We start from the raw sequence: 21853 nt of genomic DNA, 5'->3' as shown, positions 1-21853 counted from the left end.
GCAGGCCGCCCCCGGTGCCGAGCGAGCCGCCGCCGAGTCCGCCGCCGGAGGAGAGCCAGCCGGCGGCGCGGTCGCCGCCGGCGCTGGCGCTGCCGCCGCCCGCTCCGGACTCGGCGCCCAGCGGGTCCCGCTCGCCGCGCCGGGCCAGCGCCATCACCAGCGGCACCGTGAACGGGGCGAGCAGCAGGTCGTAGATGGTGGCCGTGACCAGCAGCCCGGTCAGCCCGGCCTCCCGCGCCGCGGTGTCCCCGACGAGGGTGCCGACCCCCGCGTACAGCAGCGTGGAGCCGATGGCGGCACTGGCGACGACCAGCATCGGGATCGTCGCCGAGCGGTGCTGGCCGCTCTCCGGGCGGGTCAGCCCGGCGGCGTAGCCGATCAGGCAGAAGACCAGCGCGTAGCGGCCCACGGCGTGGTCGGCCGGCGGGGCGATGTCGGCGAGCAGCCCGGCGGAGAAGCCGACCAGGGCGCCCGTGGTGTGGCCGTAGACCAGCGACAGGCCGAGGACGACGAGCAGCAGCAGGTCCGGTACGGCGCCGGGGAGCTGGAGCCGGGCGAGCACGGTCACCTGGACGACCAGGGCGACGACGATCAGCGATGCCGAGAGCAGCATCCGGTTGAGGATCATTGTGCGGCTCCCTCGGCTCCCCCGGCTCCGGGCCCGGCGCCCTGCTGCTCTTGGTTGCCCTGCTGGCCCTGCTGGCCCTGCTGGCCCTGGCCGGGCTGGTCGCCCTGGTCGTCGGCCTTGGGGGTCTTGGTGACGGTCACGGTGGGCGCGGGCTTCGGCTTCTTGGCCTTCAGCACCTCGTCGCGCGGATCGGTGCGGGGCGGTTCGACGACCACGCCGAGCACGTCCAGCTTGCTGAAGCCCACGAACGGGCGGACGCTGACGGTGCGGGTGAGGTCGCCCTTGTGCCGGTTCACCTTGGTGACCTCGCCGACCGGGACGCCGGGCACGAAGGGCTTGCCGGCGCGGGAGCCGAAGGTGACCATCCGGTCGCCCTTCTTGACCTCGGCCTTGCCGTTTATCAGCTGCACGCTCAGCGCGTTGCCGCCGCGGCCGGTGGCGAAGCCCATCTCGCCGCTCTTCTCCAGCCGGGTGCCGACGGTGAAGTCCGGGTCGTTGGCCAGCAGCACGGTGGCGGTGGTGGGGCCGACGGTGGTGACGCGGCCGACCAGCCCGTCGCCGTTCAGCACGGTCATGTCCTTGCGCAGGCCGTCCCGGCTGCCCGCGTCGATGGTCACGGTCCAGGAGAAGCCCTGCGTCGCGCCCACCGCGATGACCTGGGCTCCCTTGACGCCGTAGCCGCCGGCCCCGGCGGTCTTGAGCAGCTTGTCGAGCTCCTGGGCGCGGGCCCGGTTGCGGTCCTTGGAGCCGAGCCGCTGCTTGAGCTCGGCGTTCTCCCGCTCCAGGCGGCTGACGCGGTCGTGCCGCTCCCCCGAGTCGCGGACGGCGGCGATCGCGTTGCCGACGGGGTCCACCGCCGAGGCGGCGCCCTCCTCGACGGGTCCCAGGACGGACGCGGCCCCCGACCGCGCGCCGTCGAGCGGGGACTGCTCGCCGCTTCTGAGATCCACCGTGATCAGTGCGAACGCGATGGCGATCAGCAGGACGAGCAGCAGCCGACTTTCTCGTGTGTCCCTCACGTGCGGCGGCCGTGCCTTTCTCGGTCGGACCGTGTGGTGTCGAATGCGCTCTGGGTGTGTTCAGTTATACGTACGCGGCAACTCTCGGGTGCGATTGGGCCCCGTCAGGGGCGCGGGGCTCCTGTTCACAGCGGCTCCGCCGCGGGGCGCGACCGGCCGCAGGACACCCGCACCCTGCGACGAAACAGCCAGGGGCAGCCCCTCCCCGGCGGGGAGAAAGAGCCCGACCAGGGTCCCCCGCGCACAGCGCTAGCGCCTCGGCTGGGCGTCCAGCACCTGCTGGAGCGCCTCGAACTCCTCGACGCACTTGCCGGAGCCCAGCGCCACCGAGTCCAGCGGATCCTCCGCGATATGGATCGGCATGCCCGTCTCGCGGCGCAGCCGCTCGTCGAGGCCGCGCAGCAGCGCGCCGCCGCCGGTGAGCACGATCCCCCGGTCCATCACATCGCCGGACAGCTCCGGCGGGCACTTGTCCAGGGTGGTCTTGACGGCGTCCACGATCGCGTTGACCGGCTCCTCGATGGCCTTGCGGACCTCGCCCGCGGAGATCACCACCGTCTTGGGCAGCCCGCTGACCAGGTCGCGGCCGCGGATCTCGGTGTGCTCGTCCTTGTCCAGGGTGTTGGCGGAGCCGATGGTGATCTTGATGCTCTCGGCGGTGCGCTCGCCGAGCAGCAGGCTGTACTCCTTCTTGATGTGCTGGATGATCGCGTTGTCCAGCTCGTCGCCCGCCACCCGGATGGACTGCGCGGTGACGATGCCGCCCAGCGAGATGACGGCCACCTCGGTGGTGCCGCCGCCGATGTCCACCACCATGTTGCCGGTCGCCTCGTGGACCGGGAGGCCGGAGCCGATCGCGGCGGCCATCGGCTCCTCGATGATGTGCACCTGCCGCGCGCCCGCCTGGGTGGACGCCTCGATCACCGCCCGGCGCTCGACGCCGGTGATGCCGGAGGGCACACAGACGACGACCCGCGGGCGGGCGAGGTAGCGCCGCTTGTGGATCTTGAGGATGAAATAGCGGAGCATTCGCTCCGTGATCTCGAAGTCGGCGATCACGCCGTCCTTCAGGGGGCGTACCGCCACGATATTGCCGGGGGTCCGGCCGATCATCTTCTTCGCCTCGGCGCCGACCGCGAGGATGCCGCCCGTGTTGGTGTTGATCGCGACGACGGACGGCTCGTTGAGGACGATCCCGCGACCCCTGACGTACACCAGCGTGTTGGCGGTCCCGAGGTCGACAGCCATATCACGGCCGATGAACGACATATTGGTTGCCATGGATGCGTCTGGCCTTCCAAGTGGGGCGATGTGGTGTGAGGGAACGGCAGGATTCGGGTCCGCGCCGACGATGCGGAGCGCGAGGGTTCCATCGTAGACGCGCTTGCTCGAACACGTAGAGACGGTTCCTCCGCCATTGTCAGCGGAACACCGTCCGTCCCTCTTAATGGTGACGTCGTGTCGGAGTAATGGGTTCCCCTGCCCCTCCCTCGCCCTTCCCCGTCAGGCGAAGTCAGGGAAAAAGATCTTCAGCTCGCGTTCGGCCGATTGCTCGGAGTCCGACGCGTGGATCAGGTTCTCGCGCACGATGGTGCCGTAGTCGCCCCGGATGGAGCCCGGAGCCGCGGCGATCGGGTCGGTCGGCCCGGCCAGCGCCCGGACCCCCTCAATCACCCGTTCGCCCTCCACGACCATGGCGACGGAGGGACCCGAGAGCATGAACTCCACGAGCGGCGCATAGAACGGCTTGCCCTCGTGCTCCGCGTAGTGCTGCTCCAGCGTCGGCCGCTCCAGGGCGCGCAGTTCCAGCGCCGTGATCTTCCACCCGGCCTTGGACTCGATACGTCCGATGATCTCGCCGACCAGCCCGCGGCGGACCGCGTCGGGCTTGAGGAGGACCAGGGTGCGCTGGGACATGGCGTGCAGCTCCTTGACAGTGTGACTCTGCGGTGCGAAGAGGCTACACGGGTGACGGCGCGGAGCGTGCTGGGGAGGGGCGCCGGTGCTCACGGGGTGCGCTACGCCGCGCGCTGGGCCCTTATCTCGTCGACCCGGCGTCCGTAGTGGACGGACGCCCACCACAGCGCTCCGAAGCAGGTGCCGAGGACGAACATCGCAGGCACCACGAAGCCGCTCCCGAACAGCGCGACCTGCAGCGCCCAGCCCAGCTCGACGCCGCCGCGCCGGGTGATCACCCCGCACAGCAGCACACACAGCCCCATCGCGACCCCGCACACCGTCCAGACCGTGGCCATGGACAGATCGCTCGTCCGCATCGCGACCAGGCCGGCGAAGCCGATCACGAAGAACTCGCCGACCAGCGTCGACGCGCACAGCGTCCGCATCAGCGCTTCCCTCCCAGCAGCAGCCGGGCCTCCCCGACGGTGTAGACGGAGCCGGTGACCAGGACGCCGGCGCCCGCGTACTCCCCCTCCTCCTCGGCGAGGGTGATCGCCTCCTCCAGCGCGCTGTCCAGCTGCGGCTCGACCTGCACCCGGTCCTCGCCGAAGATCTCCACGGCGAGCGCTGCCAGCGTGTCCACGTCCATCGCGCGGATGGTCTGGTGCCGGGTGACCACGATCTCCGTGAGCACCGGCTCGAACGCCTCCAGCACCCCGCGTACGTCCTTGTCCGCGCTGGGCGCGAAGACGCCGATCAGCCTGCTGAAGCCGAACGCCTCGCCGACCGCCTCCGCCGTGGCGCCGGCCCCGCCCGGGTTGTGCGCGGCGTCCAGCACGACCGTCGGGCTGGTGCGGACGACCTCCAGGCGGCCCGGCGACGTGACGGACGCGAACGCCTCCCGCACCACGTCGAGGTCCAGGGTGCGGGCCTGCTGCTGGCCGATGCCGAAGAACGCCTCGACGGCGGCCAGCGCCACTGCCGCGTTGTGCGCCATATGCGCACCGTGTACCGGCAGGAAGATCTCCGGGTACTCGCCGCCCAGGCCGCGCAGCGTGAGCTGCTGCCCGCCGACGGCCAGCTCGCGGGAGACGACGCCGAACTCCATGCCCTCGCGGGCGACGGTGGCGTCCACCTCCACGGCCTTCCGCAGCACCACGGAGGCGGCCTCCACCGGCTGCTGCGCGAGCACGACCGCGGCGTCCGGCTTGATGATCCCGGACTTCTCCACCGCTATCTGCTCCGGCGTCTCGCCGAGCCGGTCGGTGTGGTCCCGGGAGATGGGGGTGATGACCGCGACATGCCCGTCGATGACGTTCGTCGCGTCCCAGCTGCCGCCCATGCCGACCTCGACGACCGCGACGTCCACCGGCGCGTCCGCGAAGGCGGCGTACGCCATGCCGGTCAGGACCTCGAAGAACGACAGCCGGTACTCCTCCCGGGCGTCCACCAGGTCCACATACGGCTTGACGTCCTCGTAGATCTCGATGAACCGCTCGGCCGGGACCGGGGCGCCGTCCACGCTGATGCGCTCGGTGACCGACTGCACATGCGGCGAGCTGAACCGCCCGGTGCGCAGCTCGAAGGCGCCGAGCAGGGCCTCGACCATGCGGGCCGTGGTGGTCTTGCCGTTGGTGCCGGTGATGTGGATCGAGGGGTAGGCGCGCTGCGGCTCGCCCAGCACGTCCATCAGCGCGGCGATCCGCTTGACGGACGGCTCCAGCTTCGTCTCGCCCCAGCGGGTGGCCAACTCCTCCTCCACCGCGCGCAGCGCCCGGTCGACCTCGGGGTCCTCGGGCCGGGACGGCACGGTGTCGGGCTGCGGCCCCGACCGGGCGCGCAGGGTGCGGCTGCCGGCCTCGATCACCGCGAGATCGGGATCCCGGTCGGTCGCCTCCCCGACGATCTCCTCGAACGCACCGGACGGCTCGGAGGGCTCGGAGGGGGAGTGCTCGGGCTCGTGGGGCTGGGGCTCGTCGCTCACGCGGACCAGTCTACGTATCCGTACCGGCGTGGCGCCGTGGCCGGGCGGCGCGGACGGCACCGGGCTACCGTGAGTACCGTGGCCGAGGTGCGGAACACCCCCCTCCCGCCGGAACCGGAGGACGTGCGGGTGCTGCGGTGCGCGCTGCGGACGACGTCCCTGGGCACGCTCTGCGAAGGCGCCGACGGGCGGATCGTGGCCGCGAACGGCGCGCTGCGGGACCTCTTCGCGCTGGGGCCCGACTGCGATCTGACGCCCGGCGCCGAGGCGCTGCCGGTCCTGGAGGCCATCGCCCGCCGCTGCCCGCCCGACCACCCCGCCGCGCGGCCGGTCAGCCCGGAGCACCACCGCCGGCTGCGCCGCGTCGCCGAGATCCCGCTGCCGGACGGCCGGACGGTCGTCCGGCAGATCCTGCCGCTGCGCGAGCGGGGCAGCTATCTGGGCACCTTCTGGTCCTTCCGGGACGTCACCGAGGACCGGCGCGCCGTCCGCGAGCTGCGCCGCCGGAACGCGGAGCTGGAGCTGCGGCTGCGCGAGCAGTGGGAGGCCACCGCCGCCGCCTCGCACGAGCTGCGCACCCCGCTGGCCGCCGTCATCAGCTTCTGCGAGCTGCTGACCGACCCCGCCAGCGGAGACCTCAGCGCGGGGCAGCGGGACTTCCTGAACGCCGTCGCGCGCAACGCGCGGAGCATGCGCAAGGTCCTCGACCGGCTGCTGCCGCTCCCCGGCGAGGACGGGGGTGGCGGCGACCCGCACCCGTGGGAGCCTGGCGAGGTGCGGGTGCCGCGGCTGCTGGCCCACGCCGCCGAGGACCGGATGCCGGCCGTCGCGGCGGAGGGCGTCTTCCTCACGGTGCGCTGCGCCGATGGACCGCCGCTGTACGGGGATGAACACCTGCTCGGACAGGTGGTGACGAATCTGCTGGGCAACGCGGCCAAGTACACCCCGGCGGGCGGCGACATCCGGGTGAGCGCGGCGCCGTGCGGCGGCGGCTGGGAGATCGAGGTCGCCGACACCGGCATCGGCGTGCCCCCCGAGGCGCGGGACGCGGTCTTCCGGCCCGGGTACCGCGCCGCCAACGCCGAGCGGGCCGGGCGGCCGGGCAGCGGCATCGGCCTGGCCGTCAGCCGGGACATCGTACGGCTGCACGGCGGGACGCTCACCGCCGGCGGCGCCGAGGGCGGCGGCGCGGTCTTCCGGCTGCGCCTCCCGCTGCCCGGCGGCGGCCTCGGCGCCGGGCTCGGCAGCGGCGACGGTGGCGGCCCCGGTGCGGGAGGCGGTGCGCCGTGAGCGAGATCCTGCTCGTCGAGGACGACGCCGATCTGCGGCTCGCCCTGCACACGCTGCTGACCCGCGCCGGGTACGCGGTGCACACCGCCGAGGACGGGCGGTCGGGGCTGCGGCAGCTCTTCGCCGTCCGCCCCGCGCTGCTGGTGCTGGACGTCGGGCTCCCGGAGCTGGACGGCTGGGAGGTGCTCGACCGCACCCGGGACCTGTCCGATGTGCCGGTGCTGATGCTGACCGGGCACGGCGCCGAGCAGGACCGGGTGCGCGGGCTGCGCGCGGGCGCGGACGACTATCTGGCCAAGCCGTTCGGCAACGAGGAGCTGCTGGCGCGCATCGAGGCGCTGCTGCGGCGGCGCTCGCCGGGCGCCGCGCACTGGCTCGGGGCCCCGGACCCGGGCGGCGCGGCGGGCCCCGGGGCGCCGGGCGGGCCGCTGCTGGTGCCCGAGCGGCGGGCGGCCGTCTGGCAGGGCGCTGAGGTGCGGCTGAGCGAGATCGAGTTCCGGCTGCTGCGGACGCTCCTGCGCAACCGGGGCCGGATCGTCACCACCGAACAGCTGCTCGATCTGGTGTGGGACGATCCGACCGGGATCGGCAAGGAGCGGGTGAAGTTCGCGGTGCTGCGGCTGCGCCGCAAGCTGCGCGCGGCGAGCGGCGCCGAGGAGGACCCGCTGGAGGCCGTACGCGGCACCGGCTACCGCTACCGCACGCCACAGGACCCGGCCGACCCCGCCGAGTGAACCGGGCGCCGTGCACCGGGCGCCCTGAACCGGCGTCGTGCACCGGGAGCCCGCGAATCGGGCAAAAAGCAACTGTCCGACAACCGGGGCACACCGCTTCCTGCTACCTCCGTACCCGACTCTGGCCGCTGTCCGCCGCACGCGCTCAGCACGTCAGGAGTCCCCTTGCCCGCCGTCGCCGTCGTCCTCGGTACCCGCCCGGAGCTGGTCAAGGTCACAGAGCTGCTCCGGCTGCTCGGCCCGGAGGCCCACCTGATCCACACCGGCCAGCACTACGACGAACAGATGTCCGGCCGCTTCCTGGGGGAGCTGGGTCTGCCCGAGCCGGACTATCTGCACGGCGTCGGCGGCAAGCCCCGCGCCGGACAGCTCGCCGCCGCGCTGGAGCAGCTCGACGAGCGCTTCGCCGCCGCTCCCCCGGCCGCCGTACTGGTCCAGGGCGACACCAACGCCGCGCTCGCCGGCGCGCTGGCCGCCAACGCGCGCGGCATCCGCCTGGTGCACATCGAGGCCGGGCTGCGCAGCCACGACCGGGCGATGCCCGAGGAGCACAACCGCGTGCTCATCGACCGGCTCGCCGACGTGCTGTGCGCGCCCACCGAGGCCAACCGCGCAGCGCTGCTCGCGGAGGGCGTCGCGGACGAGCGGATCGAGGTCACCGGCAACACCGTCGTGGAGGCGGTCCGGCAGTATGTGCCGTCCGCGGCCGAGCGCGCGGCGCTGCGCGCCCGGTTCGGCGGGCTGCCCGCCGACGGCTACATCCTCGCCACCGTGCACCGCCCCGAGAACACCGACGACCCGGACGCGCTGCGCGCCTGCCTCACCGAGCTGCGCGCCCTCGCCGCCTCCGGCACGCCGGTGCTGCTGCCCGTCCACCCGCGCACCCGGGCCCGGATCGCGGCCGCCGGGCTCGACCCCCTGCTGGACGGCGCGGACGGCGACGGGCTGCTGGTCCGCGAGCCGCTGGGCTACGCGGAGTTCCTGGGCCTGGCCCGGGACGCGGCGCTGGTCGTCTCCGACTCGGGCGGGGTGCAGGAGGAGGTGACGGTGCTCGGGCGCCCGCTCGTCGTCGTACGCCGGTCCACGGAGCGGCCCGAGGCGCTGGGGGACTTCGCCGAGCTGGTGACGCCGGGCCCGGCGCTGGGCGCCGCGGCGCGGCGGCGGCTGGCCGAGGGCGAACTGGGGCTGCGGCGGCTGGCGCTGCTGCCGAGCCCGTTCGGGGACGGCCTGGCGTCCGAGCGGATCGCGGCGCTCGCCCGCGCCCCGCACGCCGCCGAGTTCACCGCCGCCGCCTGACCCCACCTCCAAGGACCACCGTGCTCGTCATACTCCCGCTCGTCCTCCTCGCCTGCTTCCTCATCCACTGGGCCACCGTGGTGCGCGCGCTGCGGCTCCGCACCCCGGCGGCGCCCGGCGACCCGGCCGACTTCGACTGGCACTTCCTCGTGCCGTGCCGGGACGAGGAGGCCGTCATCGGCACCACCGTCACCCGGCTGCGCGACAGCTTCCCCGGCGCCCATGTGTGGGTGATCGACGACGACAGCGACGACCGCACCGGCGCCATCGCCGCCGGCCTCGCCGCCCGCGACCCCCGGGTGCATGTCGTCAGCCGCCGCCGTCCGCACGCCCGCACCGGCAAGGGCGCGGCCCTGAACGCCGCGTACGCGGAGCTGAACCGCCATCTGCCGCAGGGGACGGACCGCTCCCGGGTCGTCGTCTGTGTGGTCGACGCCGACGGGCAGCTCGACCCGGCGGCCCTCGGCCCGGTCTCGGGCCCCGACGGGTTCGGCGACCCGGACGTCGGCGGCGTCCAGGTGAACGTGCGGATGCGGAACGTCGAAGGCCCGCACCCCCATCGGCTGGGGCGGCTGCTGGTGCGGGTGCAGGACATCGAGTTCGCGGTGACCTGCTCGGGCACCCAGGCGCTGCGCACCCGCTCCGGGTCCGCCGGGCTCGGCGGCAACGGCCAGTTCACCCGGCTCTCCGCGCTGGACCGGATCGCGGCGGCCGAGCGGCGGCCCTGGAAGGACAGCGCGCTGCTGGAGGACTACGAGCTGGGCCTGCACATGCTGCTGAGCGGCTACCGCACCGCGCACCTCGCCGACACCTGGGTCACCCAGGAGGGGCTCCCCCACCCGCGGCGGCTGCTCACCCAGCGCACCCGCTGGGCCCAGGGCAACCTGATGTGCGCGCGGTACGCACCCCGCGTCGTCTCCTCCCGGCACTTCTCCGGCGCGGCCGTGCTGGAGGCCCTCTACACGTTCGTCCAGCCGCTGGCCCATCTGGCGGCGCTGGCGCTGGCCGCCGTCGCCGCCGTGGTGGCCGGGGTGACGGTCAGCGCGTACGGCACCGGTCCTGTGCTGGGGCACGCGGCCGCGATCTGGCCGGTGCTCGCCGTACTGGCGCTGGTCTCGGTGCTGCCGTTCGTGGGGTGGGGGCTGTTCTACCGGCGCCACTACGCGCCGGGGCGCTCCCGGCTGACGGGGCTGGGCTGGGGGCTGGCGCTGTGGCTGTACGCGTACCACCTGTTCCCCGCGTCCGTCCGCGCCCTCGGGCGCGCCCTGCGGGGGCGGGACGGCTGGGCGAAGACCCGCCGCAACGCGGAGGCCCTCGCGGGGGCGACCGCGCTCGACCACTGACCGCTCCGCGACCGCTCCGCGGGGTGCACGACGGGCCCCGCCAGGGGCAGCCCCTCCCCAGGGGCTAGCCCAGGCGGGCCAGCTGGTCCTTGAGCCGGGTGATGTCGGACTCCGCCGCCGCACGGCGGGCCCGGATCTTCTCCACCACCTGCTCGGGCGCCTTGCCCAGAAAACCCTCGTTCCCGAGCTTGGCCGTCGTCTGCTTCAGCTCCTTCTCCGCGGCCGCCAGATCCTTGGTGAGCCGCTTCCGCTCCGCCTCCACGTCGATCGCGCCGGAGAGGTCCAGCTCGACCGTGGCGCCCTCGACGGGGAGGGTGGCCGTGGCCTGGAAGCCGTCGCCCTCGGGCTGGAGCCGCAGCAACTGGCGGACGGCCTCCTCGTGGGCGGTCAGCGGGGTGCCGGCGAGGGCGAGCCGGGCCGGCACCTTCTGGCCGGGCTGGAGGCCCTGCTCGGCCCGGAAGCGGCGGACCTCGGTGACGGCGCGCTGCACCGTGCGGATCTCCCCCTCGGCCGCCGCGTCCCGGAAGCCCGAATCCGCGGGCCAGGCGGCGACCACGAGGGACTCCCCGTCGGTGAGCGTCGTCCACAGCTCTTCCGTGACGAACGGGATGACCGGGTGCAGCAGGCGCAGCATCACGTCCAGGACCTCGCCCAGCACCCGGCCGGCGACCTCGGCGGCGCGTCCGCCCCGCGCGAAGGCGGTCTTGGACAGCTCGACGTACCAGTCGAAGACCTCGTCCCACGCGAAGTGGTAGAGGACGTCGGACAGCCTGGCGAACTGGTAGTCCTCGTAGTGGCGGTCGGTCTCGGCGACGACCTCGTTCAGCCGGGAGAGGATCCAGCGGTCGGCGGCCGACATCTCCGCCGCGTCCGGCAGCGGACCGGTGACCGTGGCGCCGTTCATCAGCGCGAAGCGGGTGGCGTTCCAGATCTTGTTCGCGAAGTTGCGGGACGCCTTGACCCAGTCCTCGCCGATGGGGACGTCGGTGCCGGGGTTGGCGCCGCCCGCGAGGGTGAAGCGGACGGCGTCCGAGCCGTACGCCTCCATCCAGTCCAGCGGGTCGACGACGTTGCCGAAGGACTTCGACATCTTCTTGCCGTGCTCGTCGCGCACCAGGCCGGTGAGGGCGATGGAGCGGAACGGGACCTCGTCCATGACGTACGTCCCGAACATCATCATCCTCGCGACCCAGAAGAAGATGATGTCGTACCCCGTGACCAGGACGGAGGTCGGGTAGAACTTCGCGAGGTCCGGCGTCTCGTCCGGCCAGCCGAGGGTGGAGAACGGCCACAGCCCCGAGGAGAACCAGGTGTCCAGGACGTCCGGGTCCTGCCGCCAGCCCTCGGCCTCGGTGCCCGGCGGCTCCTCGTCGGGGCCGACGCACACGGCCTCGCCGTCCGGGCCGTACCAGACGGGGATGCGGTGGCCCCACCACAGCTGGCGCGAGATGGTCCAGTCGTGCATGTTGTCGACCCAGTCGAAGTACCGGGACGCCATCTCGGGCGGGTGGATGGCCGTACGGCCGTCCCGCACGGCGTCGCCCGCCGCCTGGGCGAGCGGGGCGACCTTGACCCACCACTGCATGGACAGCCGCGGCTCGACGGTGGTGTCGCAGCGCGAGCAGTGCCCGACGCTGTGCACATACGGCCGCTTCTCGGCGACCACCCGGCCCTGGCCGCGCAGCGCGTGGACGATCGCGGCGCGGGCCTCGAACCGGTCCAGGCCCTCGAAGGGCCCGTGCGCGGTGATCACGCCGCGCTCGTCCAGCACCGTGAGCGACGGCAGGTCGTGACGGCGGCCGATCTCGAAGTCGTTCGGGTCGTGGGCGGGGGTGACCTTGACGGCGCCGGTGCCGAACTCCGGGTCCACATGGGGGTCCGCGACGACCGGGATGCTGCGGTCGGTGAGCGGCAGCTTGATCTGCCTGCCGATCAGATGCCGGTAGCGGGCGTCGTCGGGGTGCACGGCGACGGCGGTGTCGCCGAGCATCGTCTCGGCGCGGGTCGTCGCCACGACGACGGTCTCCTCGCCCTCGCCGTACCGCAGCGAGACCAACTCGCCGCTGTCCTCCTGGTACTCGACCTCGATGTCGGAGATCGCGGTCAGACAGCGGGGACACCAGTTGATGATCCGCTCGGCGCGGTAGATCAGGCCGTCGTCATACAGCCGCTTGAAGATCGTCTGGACCGCGCGGGAGAGCCCCCGGTCCATGGTGAAGCGCTCGCGGCTCCAGTCGACGCCGTCGCCGAGGCGGCGCATCTGGCCCAGGATCCGGCCGCCGTACTCCTCCTTCCACTGCCACACCCGCTCGACGAACGCCTCCCGGCCGAGGTCCTGGCGGGACTTGCCCTCCTCGGCGAGCTGCTGCTCGACCTTGTTCTGGGTGGCGATGCCCGCGTGGTCCATGCCGGGCAGCCAGAGCGCCTCATACCCCTGCATCCGCCTGCGGCGGGTGAGGGCGTCCATGAGCGTGTGCTGGAAGGCGTGCCCGAGGTGCAGCGACCCTGTGACGTTCGGCGGCGGGATGACGATCGCGTACGGCGGCCGTTCGCTCTTCGGGTCCGCCTCGAAATAGCCGCGCGCTACCCAGCCCTCATACAGCTTCTCCTCCACCTCGGCCGGGGCGTACTGAGTCGGCAGGTCTGCGGGGGATGCTGGATGCGGCCCGGCGTGCTCCGGGTGCCGCTGAGTGTTCTCGGTCACGACGGCCAGTGTACGGGCGCCAATGTCCCGGTCTCGAATCGGTTTGCCGCCCGATGCGGCGCTCGGGCCCGCCATCCGTCAGGATAAGGCGTGCGGAGTCGCACATGTGGGCACGCACGCGTTCACGGAGGGAAACGCCGCGTCACGGAGTTCCCGCCCGGTGGCGGGGGCAGTCAGGCCGGGAGCGGGGTGTCCGACGCTAGGAGTTTCTGATGAGCAACGACCAGCCCGGTCCGTACGGGCAGCAGCCCCAGCAGCCGGGGCCGTACGGGCAGCCCGGCCAGTCTGGACAGCCCGGACAACCCGGACAGCCCGGTCCCTACGGGCAGCCGGGGCCCTACGGCCAGCCGCCGCAGCCGGGGCAGCAGCCGGGCGGCCCGAACCCCTACGCCGGAGCGCCGGGACAGCCGCCCGAGCAGCCGGGGGGCCAGCCGGGGCAGCAGCCCGGCTACGGCTATCCGCAGCAGCCGTACGGCCAGCCGCCGTACGGGGCTCCCGGCGGCCCCGGAATGCCTCCGGGCCCGCCGGTGCCGCCGCCCTCGGGCGGCGGCAGGGGCAAGGTGATCGGGATGGCGGTCGCCGCCGTGGTGGTCGTCGGCGCGCTCGTCGGCGGCGGCGTCCTGTACGCGAGCCAGAGCGACGATGACGACGACGGCGGCGGCAGCAAGGGCGGCAGCGGCAAGGTCGCGGACGACGGCAAGCGGTACAAGCTGACGACGCCCGAGCAGGTCGCGGGCGAGTACACCAAGACCCCCGGCGAGAGCTCCGCGTTCGGCCGCGGCGACTCCGGCAAGCTGGGGTCTCTCGGCGTCGAGAACCCCGAGCCCGTCAGCGCCGCGTACAAGTCCGGCACCGGCCAGATCGCCAAGCAGCTGCACTTCGGCGGCGCCTGGGGCAAGGTCTCCGATCCGCAGAAGGTGCTGGACGTGGCGTTCGCCGCCATCGCCAAGGAGGCCGTGAACGACCCCGGCACGAACAACGGCGGCAAGGCCGAGCTGGAGGGCAGCCCGCAGTCGGTGAAGCCGGCCGGGCTGGGGGACGACGCCGTGCTGAAGTGCCAGAACATCAAGTACAGCGCCCCGGCCGGGGACACCTCCGGGATCGACGGCTTCACGGTCCCGTTCTGCATGTGGGGCGACCACAGCACCATCGGCTTTGTGATGGCGATCGACCCGGCGGCGGTGGTGACGGGCAAGTCGACGACGATCAAGGAAGCGGGCGCGACCACGGCGAAGGTCCGCGAGGACTCACGCGTGGAGATCAAGTAACTCCCGCATCACGGATTCGGCACGCCAACGAGCGCCCCGCGGTACCCGCAGGGCGCTCGTTTTCCCTGGCATATCGGGACAACCCGCCAGCGCATCTTGACGATCCGGCATCCTCCCGGCTGCGATTCCACTCCCCGAGAGGCGACACGACGCGCCATGGGAGAGGATGTGCGCCGCGCATTCGACTACATGTTCACGGAGGGGAAGCGCCACCATGAGTGACAACCAGCCCGGCCCGTATGGCCAGCCGCCGGGCCAGCCCGGACCCTACGGGCAGCCCGGTCCCTATGGACAGCCGGCGCAGCCGGGGCAGCAGCCGGGCGGCCCGAATCCGTACGGTGGCGCCCCGGGACAGCCCGGCTACGGCTACCCGCAGCAGCCCGGCCAGCCGGGCCAGCCCGGACAGCCCGGCCAGCCCGGTGACTACGGACAGCCGCAGCAGCAGCCGGGCTACGGCTACCCCCAGCAGCAGCCCCAGCAGCCCGGCTACGGCTACCCCCAGCAGCAGGGCATGCCCGGCCCCGGCCAGCCGCCCGGCCAGCCCCCGTACGGCCAGCCGGGAGCGCCGGGCCAGCCGCCCAACATGCCGATGCCCCCGCAGCCGGCCGGCGGTGGCGGCAACGGCAAGACCATCGCCATCATCGTGGGCGCCCTGGTGGTCGTCGGGGCCATCGTCGGCGGCATCATGCTCTTCTCGGGCGATGACGACGACAGCGGCGGCGGCAAGATCGCGGACGACGGCAAGAAGTACAAGCTGACGACGCCCGCCCAGGTCGCGGGCGAGTACTCCAAGGACCCGTCGCGGCCCGGCAGCGGCATGGACAGCAGCACCCAGAACGACTTCGAAAGCTTCGGCGTCAAGGACCCCAAGAACGTCAACGCCGCCTACAAGGCGGGCACCGGGCTGAGCGCGAAGCAGCTCCAGTTCGGCGGCGTCTACGGGGAGATCGACGACCCGGAGAAGGTCGTGGACGCGGCGCTCGGCAAGATGGCCAAGGAGGCCCAGAAGGACAGCAAGAGCGACGCCGAGCTGGAGGGCGGCCCGGAGGCGGTCAAGCCCTCGGGCGGCGACGGCGCGGTGTTCAAGTGCCAGAAGGTCAAGACCGAGCCGACCGGCGGCAAGTCGGTCACCATCCCGGTCTGCATGTGGGGCGACCACAGCACCATCGGCATGATCATCCCCGTGGACGCGGCCAAGGCGCTCGCCGGCCAGAGCACCTCGGCCAGCGAGGCCGGCGACATCGCGGCGAAGGTGCGCAACGACACCCGCGTCGAGATCAAGTAACCGCCACCGCTTCGCGCGCGTGCGAAGGGGCGTCTGCCGCCGGGCGCCCCTTTTCCGTACGATCATGCACATGTCCACAGCGAAGAGAGTCGGCATCATCGTCGGCGTGCTGGTGGTGGTCGTCGGGGGCGTCGTCGGCGGGCTGCTCGGCGCGGGCGCCTTCAGCGGCGGCGACGACGACGCGCGGTACCGGCTGACCGGGCCCGGGAAGGTCGCCGGGGAGTACACGCGCAAGGGCGAGGCCAAGGAGGGCACCAGCGGCAGGGTCTTCACCGAGGGGAAGGGCTCCGGCAAGGAGATACCCGGGCTGAAGGCCGACGGCGACGTCACCGCGCGATACGCCTCCGGCTCCACCCGGCAGCTCCAGCTCGGCGGGGCCTACGGAGAGGTCGACGACCCCGGTGCGAGCGCCGAGTGGCTGCTGAAGGAGATGCGCGGGCAGTTCTCCTCGATCGGCGAGCCCCAGGGCGACCCGGAGGAGTTCACGCCCTCCGGGTTCGACGGCGACGTCCTGAAGTGCCAGGCGTACGCGATCGAGACCGTCCGGATGAGGGTCTGCGTCTGGGGCGACTCCAGCACCGTCGGTGCGGTCTCGCTCGCCGAGACGTCCGAGAAGGCGAAGGCCACTCTGGCGGAGGCTGCCGAGCTGACGGCGAAGGTGCGCAGCGACGCCCGCGTCAAACGGTGACCGCACGGGGGGGGCGCGCACAGCCGGTGACGGCCCGCGCCCCCGCTGCTCCGCAAGCGACTACGCGCTCTTCTCGTGCCGTTGGCCCGGGGCCTGCTCGCCGCGCGCCCGCGGGACCAGCGTCGGGTTGACGTTGGAGTGCACGACGTCCTCCGTGATCACGACGCGCTCGACGTCCTTGCGGGACGGCACCTCGTACATCACCGACTGGAGGACCTCCTCCATGATGGCCCGCAGCCCGCGCGCTCCGGTGCCGCGCAGAATCGCCTGGTCCGCAATGGCCTCCAGGGCCGGGCGGTCGAAGTCCAGCTCCACACCGTCGAGTTCGAAGAGCCGCTGGTACTGCTTGACGAGTGCGTTGCGCGGCTCCATCAGGATCTGCAGCAGCGCCTCGCGGTCCAGGTTGTGGACGCTGGTGATCACCGGAAGGCGGCCGATGAACTCCGGGATCATCCCGAACTTCACCAGGTCCTCCGGCATCACCTCCTCGAACTGGTTGCTCGCCTCGATCTCCCGCTTGGAGCGGATGTTGGCGCCGAAGCCGATGCCCTTCGCGCCGGCCCGGGACTCGATGATCTTCTCCAGGCCCGCGAAGGCGCCGCCCACGATGAACAGCACGTTCGTGGTGTCGATCTGGATGAACTCCTGGTGCGGGTGCTTGCGTCCGCCCTGCGGCGGCACCGAGGCCGTGCTGCCCTCCAGGATCTTCAGCAGCGCCTGCTGGACGCCCTCGCCGCTCACATCCCGCGTGATCGACGGATTCTCGCTCTTACGGGCGACCTTGTCGATCTCGTCGATGTAGATGATGCCGGTCTCGGCCTTTTTGACGTCGTAGTCGGCGGCCTGGATCAGCTTGAGGAGGATGTTCTCGACGTCCTCGCCGACATATCCCGCCTCGGTGAGCGCCGTCGCATCGGCGATGGCGAAGGGGACGTTGAGCATCCGGGCCAGCGTCTGCGCCAGCAGCGTCTTGCCGGAGCCGGTGGGGCCGAGCAGCAGGATATTGGACTTGGCGAGCTCGATGCCGTCGTCCCGGCCCTGATGGGAGCCGTTCTCGCCCGCCTGGACGCGCTTGTAGTGGTTGTAGACCGCCACGGAGAGCGCCTTCTTCGCGGCCTCCTGGCCGACGACATAGCTCTCCAGGAACTCGTAGATCTCCCGGGGCTTGGGCAGTTCGTCCCAGCGGACCTCGGAGGACTCGGCCAGCTCCTCCTCGATGATCTCGTTGCAGAGGTCGATGCACTCGTCGCAGATGTAGACCCCTGGTCCCGCGATGAGCTTCTTCACCTGCTTCTGGCTCTTGCCGCAGAACGAGCACTTGAGCAGATCGCCGCCATCACCGATGCGTGCCACGAGGAGCTTCCCCTTCGCCTGGGATCCGCGGATCGCTGCGGACCGAGGTACGTGCTCTCCGACGGTACCTTGCCGGGCCGCCGGAATGGGCCCCCCTTGGACGGACCGTCTGATCCTGCCAGCCGGCCGCCCAAGAGGGGTGGGCTACGTGCGTGAGCGCGGTCAGACTTCGACCGAGGACTTACGGGTGGTGACGATCTGGTCGATCAGCCCGTACTCCAGCGACTCCTCCGCCGTGAGAATCTTGTCGCGCTCGATGTCGGACGAGATGCTCTCACGGTCCTTGGTGGAGTGCTTGGTCAGCATCTCCTCCAGCTGGTCGCGCATCCGCTGGATCTCGTTGGCGGCGATCTCCAGGTCGGAGACCTGGCCGCGGCCGGTCTCGCTGTACGGCTGGTGGATCAGGATGCGCGCGTTGGGCAGCGCCATCCGCTTGCCGGGCGTGCCGGCGGCGAGCAGCACGGCGGCGGCGGAGGCCGCCTGGCCCATGCAGACCGTCTGGATGTCGGGCTTGACGAACTGCATCGTGTCGTAGATCGCGGTGAGCGCCGTGAAGGAGCCGCCGGGCGAGTTGATGTAGACCGAGATGTCCCGGTCGGGGTCCATCGACTCCAGGCACAGCAGCTGGGCCATCACATCGTTCGCCGACGCGTCGTCGATCTGCACACCGAGGAAGATCACGCGCTCCTCGAAGAGCTTCGCGTACGGGTCGTACTCGCGCACGCCCTGCGAGGTGCGCTCGACGAAGCGGGGGATCACGTAACGCGACTCGGCTGCCGGGCCGGTGTAGAGGCCGGAGGCGCCGTCGGAACCAGGCAGTGGGGTCATCGGAAGGTTCTCCTGGAGGTGAGCTGGCAGCGGGCGGGGTGCGGAGTCGGCGGGGCTCACGCGCCCGTACCGCCACCGCCGGGGAGCTGGGCCGCGTTCTGGTAGACCTCGTCGATCAGGCCGTACTCCTTGGCCTCCTGCGCGGAGAACCAGCGGTCGCGGTCCGCGTCACGGGTCCACTGCTCCTCGGTCTGACCGCTGTGCAGGGCCGACAGCTCGGCCATCTTCTTCTTGGTGCGCAGCAGCTGCTCGGCGTGGATCTTGATGTCCGTGGCCGAACCCGCGAGACCGGCCGAGGGCTGGTGGATGAGGATGTCGGCGTTCGGCAGCGCGAAGCGCTTGCCCGGGGTGCCGGCCGTGAGCAGGAACTGCCCCATGGAGGCGGCGAGGCCCATCGCGATGGTGACCACGTCGTTCTTGATGTACTGCATGGTGTCGTAGATCGCCATGCCCGCCTGGATCGATCCCCCCGGACTGTTGATGTAAAGGAAGATGTCCTTGTCCGGGTCGGCCGCGAGGAGCAACAGCTGCGCGGTGATCTTGTTGGCGATCTCGTCGTCCACCGGCTGGCCGAGGAAGATGATCCGCTCGTTGAGCAGCCGGTTGTAGACCTGGTCGCCGAGGCCACCACCGAAGTTGGGCTCAGCGGCGGCGGAAGGCATCGGAAGCGTCACGTGTCCACCTGCTCGTATCCGGACGGTCGCCCGGGGGTCGGCCGTCACTGGGGTCTTCGTCTACTGGGGACCCTAACGCGCGGCGCGGGACGGTCCATCCTGCGAAGAGGGCTGTTCGCTGTGAGCGCATGCCTCGGATGAGGGACTGACCATGGGCGCCCCGAAAGGGCGCGGGGCTCTGCCCATCCGCGGCGAAGCCGCCGGTGGGCAGAGCCCCGCGCTCCTGTACCGGAAAACTCTCAGCTCTCGGACTTCTGGTCCGCCGACTCGTCGGAAGCCCCGGCCTCGGCAGCCTCGGCCTCGGAAGCCCCGGCCTCGGCCTCGGCCTCGTCCCCAGCCTCGCCGTCGCCCTCGTCGAGGTCGACGACCTCGCCGTTGGTGTCCTTGACGGTGACCGCCTCGACGACGGTCGCCAGGGCCTTGCCGCGGGCCACCTCGCCGACGAGCATCGGCACCTGGCCGCCCTCGACGACGGCCTGCGCGAACTGGTCGGGGCTCATACCGGAGGACTGGGCGCGCCGCATGAGGTGCTCGGTGAGCTCCTCCTGGCTGACGTTGAGCTTCTCCGTGCTGACCAGCTGGTCCAGCACGAACTGGGTGCGGATGCCCTTCCCCGCCTGCTCCTTCAGCTCCTCCTCGAACTGCTCCTCGGTCTTCTCCTGCATCTTCAGGTACGCCGCGAGGTCCAGGCCGAGCTGGCCGAGCTGGTGGTTGACGAGCTGGTGCTTGCGGCTCTCGACCTCGTCCTGGAGCAGCTTCTCCGGGACGGGGACCTCGACCAGCTCCAGCAGCGCGTCCAGCACCTTCTCCTGGGCCTGGGTCGCCTGCTCGTACTTCTTCTGGTCGGCGAGGCGCTTGCGGCTGTCCTCGCGCATCTCCTCCAGCGTGTCGAACTCGCTGGCGAGCTGGGCGAACTCGTCGTCCAGCTCGGGGAGTTCGCGCGCCGAGACGGCGGCGACGGTGACCGTGACCTCGGCCTCCCGGCCGGCCGCAGAGCCGCCCTTCAGCTCGGAGGCGAAGGTGGCGCTGCCGCCCGCCTCCAGGCCGGTGACCGCGTCGTCGATGCCGTCGAGCAGCTCGCCGGAGCCGATGGTGTAGTCGACGCCCTGGGCGACGCCGTCCTCCAGCACCTCGCCGTCGACCTTGGCCTCCAGGTCGACCTTGACGACATCGCCCTCGGCGGCGGCGCGCTCCACGGCTGTGGTGGAGGCGAAGCGCTCGCGGAGCTGCTCCACGGCCTGGTCCACGTCCTCGTCGGCGACCTCGGCGGCCTCGACCTCGACCTCGATGCCCTGGTAGTCCGGGATCTCGATCTCGGGGCGGATGTCGACCTCGGCGGTGAAGGTCAGCAGCTCGTTGTCCTTGAGCTCGGTGATGTCGACCTCGGGCTGACCGAGCGGGCTGAGCTCGCCCTCCTCGACGGCCGACTGGTAGAGCTTCGGCAGCGCGTCGTTGACGGCCTCCTCCAGGACGGCGCCGCGGCCGAAGCGCTGGTCGATGATCCGCGCCGGGATCTTGCCCTTGCGGAAGCCAGGCACCGTGACCTGCTGGTTGATCTTCTTGTACGCCGCGTCGAGGCTGGGCTTGAGCTCCTCGAAGGGCACCTCGACAGTGAGCCGAACCCGGGTGGGGTTCAGGGTCTCCACGGCGCTCTTCACGGTCGGTCTCCTTGGGGCTGGCTTCTTGGGGGTCGATCTTGAGGTGCGCCCCGATGCGAGCCGACGGGAAAGGCGGACACGGCAGCAGGCACGCGCGTGCCCCATAGTACGTGGTCGGGGTGGCCGGATTCGAACCGACGACCTTCCGCTCCCAAAGCGGACGCGCTACCAAGCTGCGCCACACCCCGTCAGTGCGACACGTAGAGTACATGCCGTACGATGCATCCCGTGCCGCCCCGGCACACGGCCTCCCGGGCTGTGGGCTTCCGCGCGGCGCTCGCGGGCGTAGCTCAATGGTAGAGCCCTGGTCTTCCAAACCAGCTACGCGGGTTCGATTCCCGTCGCCCGCTCCAGCGAAGCCGTCGGCCCGGTTCCCCGCGGGGAGCCGGGCCGACGGCGCTGACGTGGGCTGTTGACGTGGGCTGTCGCGGCGCCGCTCAGATGTTGATCTGACTGATCGAGTCCGCGAGCGAGCTGAAGAAGCGGTTTATGGACGGGGCCATGCCCGTCGAGGCGAGGAAGAACCCGAAGAGCATGGCGATGAACGCCGGGCCCCCCTTGAGGGAACCGCTACGGATCATCAGGAACAGGATGACACCCAGCAGCAGTACTACAGACAGTGAAATGGCCACAACTGCTCACACCCTCGCGGTCGGTACGCTCACCCGCCCTGGGAGGCTGCCGCTGCGGCCGGACCCCGGGCCCGTCCATGGTGCCACCAACTTCCGGGGCGGAGGAGCCAGGTGACACACCATCGGGGAAACCTCAGGGTTGACGACGACCGAGCGTAGCCACTGCCGTCGCACCGGCCCCGGGCGCACCGCATTCAGCCGAATTCAGGGCCGTTCCATGATTGCCAGACCGGATGCACCTGGTGCATTATCCTCGGCACCCAGTGCCGGTACGGAACAGTTTTACCGGAACGCAGTGGAATTTGCCCCCTCGACCACGGGGACGGGCCGCACAGCTCTTCTATATGTGCGCTTTATGCAGGACATCGCGGAGCAAACCGAACATTCCTCTCACAGCTCGTCAACTCCCTTCCTCCCTGCGGTGAATAGCAAGCGGAGGACAGGGTAGGCAGCGGCCGACGGGAATTTACGACACACAGGTAGAACCGCTATGGTGCGGCAGATGTTGCACGCTGGTTATGAGCGGGCGCCGCTCCCCCCGGTCCGTCAGGAGCCCCCCACCTCCGAGGC

19 protein-coding genes and 2 tRNA genes are annotated in these 21853 nt (G+C 71.6%); 8 read left to right on the top strand and 13 right to left on the bottom strand.

Going from position 1 to position 21853, the window contains the following annotated elements; translation table 11 throughout:
* The 6 genes from mreD to folC all read right to left on the bottom strand — a co-directional run.
* A partial coding sequence (gene mreD, locus G5C65_RS10285; RefSeq protein ID WP_165298435.1) for a rod shape-determining protein MreD occupies positions 1–628 on the bottom strand: 628 nt, incomplete at its 3' end.
* The gene (gene mreC, locus G5C65_RS10280; protein WP_165298434.1) at positions 625–1647 is read right to left on the bottom strand and encodes a rod shape-determining protein MreC; all 1023 of its coding nucleotides are present in this window, start codon (positions 1645–1647) and stop codon (positions 625–627) included. The genes mreC and mreD, both read right to left, overlap by 4 nt.
* Positions 1648–1896: 249 nt before the next feature.
* The gene (locus G5C65_RS10275) at positions 1897–2916 is read right to left on the bottom strand and encodes a rod shape-determining protein (RefSeq protein ID WP_165298436.1); all 1020 of its coding nucleotides are present in this window, start codon (positions 2914–2916) and stop codon (positions 1897–1899) included.
* Between the two features lie 234 nt (positions 2917–3150).
* Positions 3151–3564 (bottom strand): nucleoside-diphosphate kinase, encoded by a 414-nt coding sequence (gene ndk / locus G5C65_RS10270; RefSeq protein ID WP_165298433.1) that lies wholly within the window; start codon positions 3562–3564, stop codon positions 3151–3153.
* Positions 3565–3665: 101 nt separating this feature from the next.
* Entirely contained in the window at positions 3666–3992 is a 327-nt protein-coding gene (locus tag G5C65_RS10265; protein WP_165298432.1) for a DUF4233 domain-containing protein, read from the bottom strand.
* A complete protein-coding gene (folC, locus tag G5C65_RS10260) occupies positions 3992–5530 on the bottom strand; it encodes a bifunctional tetrahydrofolate synthase/dihydrofolate synthase (RefSeq protein ID WP_165298431.1) in 1539 nt (512 codons plus the stop codon). Before folC ends, G5C65_RS10265 begins: the two co-directional genes overlap by 1 nt.
* 78 nt (positions 5531–5608) lie before the next feature.
* On the opposite strand from folC, the gene G5C65_RS10255 reads away from it, so the two are divergent.
* The 4 genes from G5C65_RS10255 (at position 5609) to G5C65_RS10240 (ending at position 10193) form a co-directional block, all read left to right on the top strand.
* Positions 5609–6820 carry an ATP-binding protein gene (locus G5C65_RS10255; protein ID WP_165298430.1) on the top strand — a complete coding sequence of 404 codons (1212 nt, stop codon included), beginning with the start codon at positions 5609–5611 and terminating at the stop codon, positions 6818–6820.
* The gene (locus tag G5C65_RS10250) at positions 6817–7554 is read left to right on the top strand and encodes a response regulator (RefSeq protein WP_165298429.1); all 738 of its coding nucleotides are present in this window, start codon (positions 6817–6819) and stop codon (positions 7552–7554) included. Before G5C65_RS10255 ends, G5C65_RS10250 begins: the two co-directional genes overlap by 4 nt.
* Before the next feature lie 165 nt (positions 7555–7719).
* Complete coding sequence (gene wecB, locus G5C65_RS10245) at positions 7720–8850, top strand: non-hydrolyzing UDP-N-acetylglucosamine 2-epimerase (protein ID WP_165298428.1); 1131 nt, start codon at positions 7720–7722, stop codon at positions 8848–8850.
* 20 nt (positions 8851–8870) lie between these two features.
* On the top strand, positions 8871–10193 hold the full coding sequence (locus G5C65_RS10240) for a glycosyltransferase (RefSeq protein ID WP_165298427.1): 1323 nt from the start codon (positions 8871–8873) through the stop codon (positions 10191–10193).
* 64 nt (positions 10194–10257) lie between these two features.
* Here the strand turns inward: G5C65_RS10240 and G5C65_RS10235 are convergent, their stop codons facing one another.
* The gene (locus G5C65_RS10235; protein WP_165298426.1) at positions 10258–12897 is read right to left on the bottom strand and encodes a valine--tRNA ligase; all 2640 of its coding nucleotides are present in this window, start codon (positions 12895–12897) and stop codon (positions 10258–10260) included.
* Positions 12898–13109: 212 nt separating this feature from the next.
* Between G5C65_RS10235 and G5C65_RS10230 the strand changes: the two genes are divergently transcribed.
* The 3 genes from G5C65_RS10230 to G5C65_RS10220 all read left to right on the top strand — a co-directional run bounded on the left by G5C65_RS10230 (position 13110) and on the right by G5C65_RS10220 (position 16138).
* The gene (locus G5C65_RS10230; RefSeq protein ID WP_165298425.1) at positions 13110–14165 is read left to right on the top strand and encodes a hypothetical protein; all 1056 of its coding nucleotides are present in this window, start codon (positions 13110–13112) and stop codon (positions 14163–14165) included.
* Between the two features lie 214 nt (positions 14166–14379).
* Entirely contained in the window at positions 14380–15450 is a 1071-nt protein-coding gene (locus G5C65_RS10225) for a hypothetical protein (RefSeq protein WP_165298424.1), read from the top strand.
* A 70-nt stretch (positions 15451–15520) separates the two neighbouring features.
* The gene (locus G5C65_RS10220) at positions 15521–16138 is read left to right on the top strand and encodes a hypothetical protein (protein WP_165298423.1); all 618 of its coding nucleotides are present in this window, start codon (positions 15521–15523) and stop codon (positions 16136–16138) included.
* Positions 16139–16198: 60 nt separating this feature from the next.
* Here G5C65_RS10220 and clpX read toward each other — a convergent pair whose 3' ends face one another.
* From clpX to G5C65_RS10195, 5 genes are all read right to left on the bottom strand, one after another.
* A complete protein-coding gene (gene clpX, locus G5C65_RS10215) occupies positions 16199–17491 on the bottom strand; it encodes an ATP-dependent Clp protease ATP-binding subunit ClpX (RefSeq protein WP_165298422.1) in 1293 nt (430 codons plus the stop codon).
* 162 nt (positions 17492–17653) lie between these two features.
* Positions 17654–18319, bottom strand: a complete 666-nt coding sequence (locus G5C65_RS10210) for an ATP-dependent Clp protease proteolytic subunit (protein WP_165298421.1) — start codon at positions 18317–18319, stop codon at positions 17654–17656.
* A gap of 56 nt (positions 18320–18375) precedes the next feature.
* Positions 18376–18981, bottom strand: a complete 606-nt coding sequence (locus G5C65_RS10205) for an ATP-dependent Clp protease proteolytic subunit (RefSeq protein ID WP_206441492.1) — start codon at positions 18979–18981, stop codon at positions 18376–18378.
* Positions 18982–19232: 251 nt separating this feature from the next.
* Complete coding sequence (gene tig, locus G5C65_RS10200) at positions 19233–20651, bottom strand: trigger factor (protein ID WP_165298419.1); 1419 nt, start codon at positions 20649–20651, stop codon at positions 19233–19235.
* 111 nt (positions 20652–20762) lie between these two features.
* Positions 20763–20839: transfer RNA gene (locus tag G5C65_RS10195), tRNA-Pro, on the bottom strand.
* 91 nt (positions 20840–20930) lie between these two features.
* On the opposite strand from G5C65_RS10195, the gene G5C65_RS10190 reads away from it, so the two are divergent.
* A tRNA-Gly gene (locus G5C65_RS10190) sits at positions 20931–21004 on the top strand.
* Positions 21005–21088: 84 nt separating this feature from the next.
* On the opposite strand, the gene G5C65_RS10185 is transcribed toward G5C65_RS10190, so the two are convergent.
* Positions 21089–21283, bottom strand: coding sequence for a hypothetical protein (locus G5C65_RS10185; protein ID WP_165298418.1), 195 nt, complete (start codon positions 21281–21283; stop codon positions 21089–21091).
* Positions 21284–21853 lie beyond the last annotated feature (570 nt).

This window comes from Streptomyces boncukensis (genome assembly GCF_011045075.1).
In the GTDB taxonomy this organism is placed as follows: domain Bacteria; phylum Actinomycetota; class Actinomycetes; order Streptomycetales; family Streptomycetaceae; genus Streptomyces; species Streptomyces boncukensis.
The sequence above is the reverse complement of the archived record's forward strand: the minus strand, read 5'-3'. Positions and strand labels throughout refer to the sequence as shown.